The 6,687-nt window shown below is 69.7% G+C and carries 8 protein-coding genes; 7 read left to right on the top strand and 1 reads right to left on the bottom strand.

Annotated elements, in window-relative coordinates:
* Window positions 1–49: 49 nt before the first annotated feature.
* Window positions 50–514: a peroxiredoxin gene (locus VM681_10275; protein ID HVL88369.1), complete on the bottom strand. Its 465-nt coding sequence runs from the start codon at window positions 512–514 to the stop codon at window positions 50–52.
* Window positions 515–610: 96 nt separating this feature from the next.
* Between VM681_10275 and VM681_10270 the strand changes: the two genes are divergently transcribed.
* From VM681_10270 to pgk, 7 genes are all read left to right on the top strand, one after another.
* Complete coding sequence (locus VM681_10270; GenBank protein ID HVL88368.1) at window positions 611–946, top strand: metalloregulator ArsR/SmtB family transcription factor; 336 nt, start codon at window positions 611–613, stop codon at window positions 944–946.
* Window positions 943–1,431 carry an SRPBCC family protein gene (locus VM681_10265; protein ID HVL88367.1) on the top strand — a complete coding sequence of 163 codons (489 nt, stop codon included), beginning with the start codon at window positions 943–945 and terminating at the stop codon, window positions 1,429–1,431. The genes VM681_10270 and VM681_10265 overlap by 4 nt, the downstream gene beginning before the upstream one ends.
* Before the next feature lie 103 nt (window positions 1,432–1,534).
* A complete protein-coding gene (locus VM681_10260; GenBank protein ID HVL88366.1) occupies window positions 1,535–1,912 on the top strand; it encodes a cupin domain-containing protein in 378 nt (125 codons plus the stop codon).
* A gap of 151 nt (window positions 1,913–2,063) precedes the next feature.
* Window positions 2,064–3,701: a thermosome subunit beta gene (thsB, locus tag VM681_10255; protein ID HVL88365.1), complete on the top strand. Its 1,638-nt coding sequence runs from the start codon at window positions 2,064–2,066 to the stop codon at window positions 3,699–3,701.
* 116 nt (window positions 3,702–3,817) lie between these two features.
* Window positions 3,818–4,975: a beta-ketoacyl synthase N-terminal-like domain-containing protein gene (locus VM681_10250; GenBank protein HVL88364.1), complete on the top strand. Its 1,158-nt coding sequence runs from the start codon at window positions 3,818–3,820 to the stop codon at window positions 4,973–4,975.
* On the top strand, window positions 4,972–5,364 hold the full coding sequence (locus VM681_10245) for an OB-fold domain-containing protein (protein ID HVL88363.1): 393 nt from the start codon (window positions 4,972–4,974) through the stop codon (window positions 5,362–5,364). The genes VM681_10250 and VM681_10245 overlap by 4 nt, the downstream gene beginning before the upstream one ends.
* 50 nt (window positions 5,365–5,414) lie before the next feature.
* Complete coding sequence (gene pgk / locus VM681_10240) at window positions 5,415–6,650, top strand: phosphoglycerate kinase (GenBank protein HVL88362.1); 1,236 nt, start codon at window positions 5,415–5,417, stop codon at window positions 6,648–6,650.
* Window positions 6,651–6,687: the final 37 nt, after the last annotated feature.

Here is a 6,687-nt window from a genome sequence, read left to right as displayed (position 1 = left end):
GCCCAGGAGATGGGCGTGCTGCGGTAGGCCGCGCCGTTGCGATGAACGTTCATCGCACGCCGGAAGCGGTGCGTCCCGCTTCGATCGCGCGGCGGGCCGCCTCCACGTGCCCGCGGGGGTCGAGCTCCGACCGGTGAACGCGACGCACGACGCCCGACGGGTCGAGGACGAACGTTACGCGGCGGGCGACGCCCAGCCAGCCGAGCGCGCCGTAGGCGCGCGCGATGCGCTTGTCCGGATCGGCGACCAAGCGGAAGGGCAGCCGATGGCGGCGCGCGAACGCGGCGTGCGAGGCCTGGTCCTGCGTCGAGACGCCCACGATCTCGGCGTCCAGCCGCGAGAACGCGTCCCGCCGGTCGCGAAATTCGCACGCCTCGGCCGTGCAGCCGCGCGTCTCGTCGCGCGGATTGAAATACAGGACGACCCAGCGGCCGCGAAGGTCGGAAAGGCGCAGGGTCTCCCCCCGCTGGTCGGGGGCGGCAAAGTCGGGCGCGGGCCGGCCTTCGAAAGGCACGCGAGACGAGCGGGCGGGCGCGTCAAGACCGTTGCGGGACGACCCGGAAACGATTAACCAAAAGGTTAATTATCGGGGACCATCATGCTTAACCCGATGGTTAAGGGAAGAGACGCGCAGCTCGATGCGGTCTTCGCCGCGCTTGCCCACCCGATCCGGCGCGCCATGCTGGAGCGCCTGGCGGAGGGCGACTGCGCGGTCGGGGATCTCGCCAAGCCGCACGACGTGAGCCTTCCGGCCATCTCCAAGCACCTCCGGATCCTGGAGGACGCGGGGCTCCTGACGCAGACGCCCGACGGTCGCGTGCGCCGCTGCTCGCTTGCGCCCAAGCCCCTTTCCGCGGCGTTCTCGTGGATCGTCCAGTACCGGATCCTGTGGGAGGAGCGCCTGGACGCCCTGGCCCGCCATCTCCAAGGAGAGAACCCCCGATGAACACGACCCAGCAGACCCAGGTGAGCAAGACCGGAACGACCCTGCGCCTCCAGCGCGTGCTCAAGGCGCCCCCCGAACGCGTCTACCAAGCCTTCCTCGACCCAGATGCGCTCGCGAAGTGGATCCCGCCCAACGGATTCACCGGCCACGTCCATCACCTCGACGCGCGCGTGGGCGGAACGTTCCGCATGAGCTTTTCCACGATCAACCGGAGCTGGACGCAGTACTTCGGCGGCAGGTACCTCGAGCTCAGGCCGCACGAGCGCATCGTCCACACGGACAAGTTCGAAGGCGACGTCCCCGGTTTCCCGTCCGACCACGAGATGAAGGTCACGATCACGTTTGCGCGCGTGGCCGGCGGCACGGAGGTCACGATCGTGCAGGAGAATCTTCCGCCCGGACCCGCCTCCGAGGGCGCGCCGGAAGGCTGGAAGCAGAGCATCGAGAACCTCGCGCGGCTCGTCGAGGCGGAGCTTCCGTTCTAGGAAGCCCGTTCGCCTTCGGCCCGCACGACCCTCACCCCGCGTCCGGGTTGGTGCGGAAGCGACAAGAGGCCGCCCGTGGCTCGCCCCGCAGGAGAACGATCCGATGGCCACGCAAGTCAGGACGACGAAGCTGCAGGTGAAATCGCACGCGACGCCCGACGAGGTGCGCGCGCCAGCCAAGACCCGCGTCGAGATCGTGAAGCTCGAAGGCTTCACGATCGGGCGCATGACGTTTGAACCCGGATGGCGCTGGTCGGAGTGCGTGAAGCCTGTCGTCAAGACCGATCAGTGCCAGGTCTCCCACGTGGGATACGCAGTGTCCGGGCAGATCACCGTGCGCCTCAAGGACGGAACCGAGAAGACCCTGCACGCCGGCGAATCGTATACGATCCCGCCCGGGCACGATGCGTGGGTCGAAGGCAACCAGCCCTTCGTCGGCATCGAGATGATGAGCGCGGACGTGTACGCGAAGCCGGGATAGTTCGCTCCCCCTGGATTGCCAGCCGGGGGCATGACGGAGCCGTGCGGGTCTTCGCGGCGCGCGGCCTTTGCGCCGCGCCCCACCGGCCAGTCGTGCGTGAGCCTTATATAGAAGCGCTCCCTCTTACGGCCCGAATCCGGAGGCACATCGCATGATGGGCAACCCGCAGCCGATCTACATTCTTCAGGAAGGAACCAGCCGCTCGAAGGGTCGCGACGCGCTGTCCTCGAACATCCAGGCCGCCCGCGCCATCGCCGACGCCGTCCGCACGACGCTGGGCCCCCGCGGCATGGACAAGATGCTCGTGGACAATCTCGGCGACGTCGTCGTGACAAACGACGGCGCCACGATCCTCAAGGAGCTCGACGTGTCGCACCCGGCGGCGAAGATGCTCATCGAGGTCGCAAAGACCCAGGAGCAAGAGGCCGGCGACGGCACCACGACCTCCGTCGTGCTGGCCGGCGCGCTCCTGCACGAGGCCGAGAAGCTCGTGGACGACGTGCACCCGACGATCCTCGTGCGCGGCTTTGGCCTCGCCGCCGCCAAGGCCCAGGCGATCCTGCAGGCCACCGCCTTCTCGCTCAACGTGCGCTCCGACAAGGACGTGCGCTCGATCGCGGCCACGAGCATGTACTCGAAGTCGGCCACGACCGACCGCGAGAGCCTCGCCGATCTTGCCGTCCGCGCCGTTCGCGCGGTGGCGGAGGAGCGCGACGGCAAGGTCGTCGCGGACCTCGACCAGATCCAGATCGTGAAGAAGCACGGTGGCGGCGTCGAGGACACGCAGCTCGTCGAGGGCCTCATCGTCGACAAGGAGCGCGTCCACGAGAACATGCCAAGCGCCGTGCGGGACGCCCGCATCGCCATCCTCGAGACGGCCCTCGAGATCAAGAAGCCCGAGATCGAGGCGCACATCGAGATCACCGACCCCGAGCGCCTCCGCGAGTTCCTCGACCAGGAGGAGGCGACGCTTCGCGCCAAGGTGGACAAGGTCGTGGCCGCCGGGGCAAACGTGGTCTTTTGCCAGAAGGGCATCGACGACCTCGCGCAGCACTTCCTCGCCAAGCAGGGCGTGTACGCCGTCCGGCGCGTCAAGAAGAGCGACATGGAGAAGCTCGCGCGCGCCGCGGGCGGTCGCATCGTGGGCCACCTCGACGACCTCGAAGGCTCCGATCTCGGCCGCGCCTCGCTCGTCGAGGAGCGCAAGGTCGGCGAGGACGCCATGACCTTCGTGACCGGATGCCGCAACCCGAAGAGCGTCTCGATCCTCGTCCGCGGTGGAACGGAGCACGTTGCCGACGAGCTCGAGCGCACGCTCGACGACGCCCTCTCCGTGACGGCCGACGTCTTGGAGGACGACGGTCGCGCGCTGGCCGGCGGCGGCGCTCCCGAGATCGAGCTTGCCCTCCAGCTTCGCAAGTACGCCGCAGGCGTGGGCGGCCGCGAGCAGCTCGCCATCCGCGCCTTCGCCGACGCGCTCGAAGTGATCCCCCACACGCTTGCCCAGAACGCCGGCCTCGACCCGATCCAGGTCCTCGTCGACCTGCGCGCGGCCCACGAGAAGGGCCAGGCGACGGCGGGCATCAACGTCTTCACGGGCAAGGTCGTGGACATGCGAAAGGAGGCCGTGCTCGAGCCCCTGCGCGTGAAGTCGCAGGCCATCGCCGCGGCCACCGAGGTCGCAAGCATGATCCTTCGCATCGACGACACGATCGCGGCCAAGGCCGGACCCGGCGGCGGCAAGGGCAAGATGCCCGGCGCCGGCGGCGAGGACTTCGGCGGCGACTGAAGGTACTCACGCCGGGCGATTGGGACTCTACCGAACCCGCCCGCGCGGGCAGGACGCGCGCCGGACTCCTTGGCCCAACCGAACCCTTAACAAGGCCGCCGGGCCCTAGTCCTCACGTGCGTCCCGTCTACCTCGTCGCGGCCGAGCAGACGGCCTTCGGCAAGCACGCGTCCTCCGCGCGCGATCTTGCCGTCCAGGCCGCCGACGCGGCGCTGCGCGAAAGCGGGCTTGCCGCCGCGCGCGTCGGTTGCGCGTTTGTGGCAAACGCCTTCTCGCTCGCCGAGCGCCAGGGGCACCTGGGCCCGCTTGTCATGACGTCGCTCGGACGCCCCAACGTCCCGGCGACGACGGTGGAGGCCGCGTGCGCAAGCGGCGGGGCGGCCCTTCACGAGGCGTTCGTGCACGTGGCCGGCGGATTCGCGGACGCCGCGCTTGCCGTGGGGACGGAGAAGGTCACGCAGTTGGACACCGTGACGGCCACCGGGTATTTCGCCTACGGCAGCGACTTCGCGTCCGAGGGCGTCTGCGGCGCGACGTTCCCGGGCCTTTACGCTCTCCTGGCGCGCGCCCACATGCAACGCCACGGAACGACCGAGGAGGACCTCGCGCGCGTGGCCGTGAAGAACCACGCGAACGCGCTTGAGAATCCCAAGGCCCACCTGCGGAAGGCGCTCACGGTGCAGGACGTGCTTGCAAGCGACGTCGTCGCGCATCCGTTGAAGCGTTTCGACGCCTGCCCGTTCTCCGACGGCGCCGCGGCGGTGGTCCTCGCCACCGAGGAGGTCGCGCGCGCGATCGGGGGGCCGCGCATCCACGTCGCCGGGTCGGCCCGTGCGGGCTCGATCGCCGCGCTTGCCGACCGCGAGGACCCAACGTCGATCGAAGGCGCGCGCCGAGCGGGCCGCCAGGCGCTCGCGCAGGCCGGCATCGGCGTACTGGATCTCGATCTTCTCGAGGTCCACGACTGCTTCACGATCGCGGAGCTCGTCGCGACGGAGGATCTCGGCCTTTTCGCGCCGGGCAAGGCGGCCGCCGCCGTCCGCGACGGCATCACGGCGCGCGACGGCGAGCGGCCGGTCAATCCAAGCGGCGGGCTCAAGGCCAAGGGCCACCCCGTCGGAGCCACCGGGCTGGGGCAGGCGTGCGAGGTGTTCGATCAGCTGACCGGCCGCGCCGGCGCTCGCCAGGTCGAGGACGCCACGCTTGCCCTCTCGCACAACGTGGGCGCCACGGGCGGAAGCGTCGCCGTGCACGTGTTCCGGAGGGAGCGATGACCGCAGGCGCCGCCCCGGACCTCTCGTCGGCTGGCTTCCGCGCGGCCGTGCGCGACGGCTCGCTGCCCGGAACCGCCTGTCGCGCGTGCGGCCGAAAGCAGGCCACGCCCGCCGTGCGGTGCCCCGGGTGCGGCTCGGACGACGTGGTTCGCGTGGACCTTGCGAGGGAAGGCGTCGTGGAGTCGTTCACGATCCAGCGCGTGGCGGCGGAGGAGTGGGTGAACGACGTCCCGTTTGCGATCGCCGTGATCCGGCTCGACGACGGGGCCAGCGTGGTCGGTCGCATCCCCAATGTGGCCTTGCCGGACGAACTTCCGCTTGGCACGCGCGTGCGTTACGTGCCCGGGTACCGGCCGGGCATCGAGTTCGAGAAGGCGTCCCCGCGCTGACCGCCCACAAGAACTTTTATCTCGCCCGCCCGGTTCCGATGCGGGTTGCCATGGCCCCCGCACGCCCCTACCTTACGATCGACGAACTCTCGCTTCGCGGCGCGACCGTGCTGCTTCGCCTCGACATCAACAGTCCCATCGAGAACGGCCGCGTGGCCGGCACGGACCGCATCGAGGCTTCCGCCGAGACCGTGGCGGATCTGGCGAAGAAGGGCGCGCGCGTGGTCGTGCTGGGACACCAGGGGCGCAAGGGAGACGACGACTTCACGGATCTCTCGCAGCACGCGGCGCTTCTGGGCAAGGCCGCCGGCGCGCCCACGACGTTTGTGCCCGACGTGGCCGGGACAAAGGCGATCGACGGCATGGCGAAGCTCGCAAACGGCCACGTCCTCGTGCTCGACAACGTGCGCGGCCTCGACGAGGAGACGCGCAAGGCCACGCCCGCCGAGCACGCGCAGGCGAGCTTCGTCGCGACGCTTGCCAAGCACGCGAAGTACTACGTGAACGACGCCTTCTCGGCCTCGCACCGCGCGCAGGCGAGCCTCGTCGGCTTCCCCATGCTGCTGCCATCGGCGGCGGGCCGGGGGCTTGCGCGGGAACTTGACGCTCTCGACAAGGCGTGCGACAACCCCGAGTCGCCCGCCGTGTACTTCCTGGGCGGCGCCAAGCCCGAGGACAGCCTCATGGTCATGCGGCACAACCTCGCACGGGGCAAGCTCGATCTCGTCCTCACGGGCGGCCTCGTGGGGGAGCTCTTCCTCGTGGCGCGCGGGCACGAGCTTGGGGCCGGCACGCACGCGATCCTCGAGAAGAAAGGCACGCTCAAGCACCTCGCCGAGGCCGAGGAGCTCCTCGACGAGTACGACGAGAAGATCCTCGTCCCCGAGGACGTCGCGGTGAGGACGCCCGAGGGCCGCAAGGAGGTCTACATCGAGGAGCTGCCCGTCGAGGAGCCCATCCTGGACATAGGCAACGACACGGTCGCCTCGTACGCGCGCTACATCGAGGAGGCCGGGAGCCTCTTCTTCAACGGCCCCGCCGGCGCATTCGAGGATCCCGCGTACGAGTTCGGCACGAAGGGCATCCTCCAAGCCTTCGCGCGAAGCGAGGCCTTCTCCCTCCTTGGCGGCGGCCACACGACCTCCGCGCTCGACAAGTTCGGCCTTGGCCACGACGACTTCGGATACGTGAGCCTCGCCGGCGGCGCGCTCATGGCCTACGTGGCCGGCGAGAAGCTCCCCGCGGTCGAGGCGCTGAAGGAGAGTCGCAAGAAGTTTTCGTCCTAGCGCAGCGCCGGACTTGGCTTTGCCGCGTCGGCGAAGT

Source organism: Candidatus Thermoplasmatota archaeon (assembly GCA_035541015.1).
Classification (GTDB): domain Archaea; phylum Thermoplasmatota; class SW-10-69-26; order JACQPN01; family JAIVGT01; genus DATLFM01.
This window is presented reverse-complemented; position numbering and strand designations above follow the sequence as displayed.

Bases quoted from the DNA above. Each gene is read 5' to 3' on its own strand.
- VM681_10270 (HVL88368.1), top strand. From the start codon at position 611: ATGGTTAAGGGAAGAGACGCGCAGCTCGATGCGGTCTTCGCCGCGCTT.
- VM681_10265 (HVL88367.1), top strand. From the start codon at position 943: ATGAACACGACCCAGCAGACCCAGGTGAGCAAGACCGGAACGACCCTG.
- VM681_10260 (HVL88366.1), top strand. From the start codon at position 1,535: ATGGCCACGCAAGTCAGGACGACGAAGCTGCAGGTGAAATCGCACGCG.
- thsB (HVL88365.1), top strand. From the start codon at position 2,064: ATGATGGGCAACCCGCAGCCGATCTACATTCTTCAGGAAGGAACCAGC.
- VM681_10245 (HVL88363.1), top strand. From the start codon at position 4,972: ATGACCGCAGGCGCCGCCCCGGACCTCTCGTCGGCTGGCTTCCGCGCG.
- pgk (HVL88362.1), top strand. From the start codon at position 5,415: ATGGCCCCCGCACGCCCCTACCTTACGATCGACGAACTCTCGCTTCGC.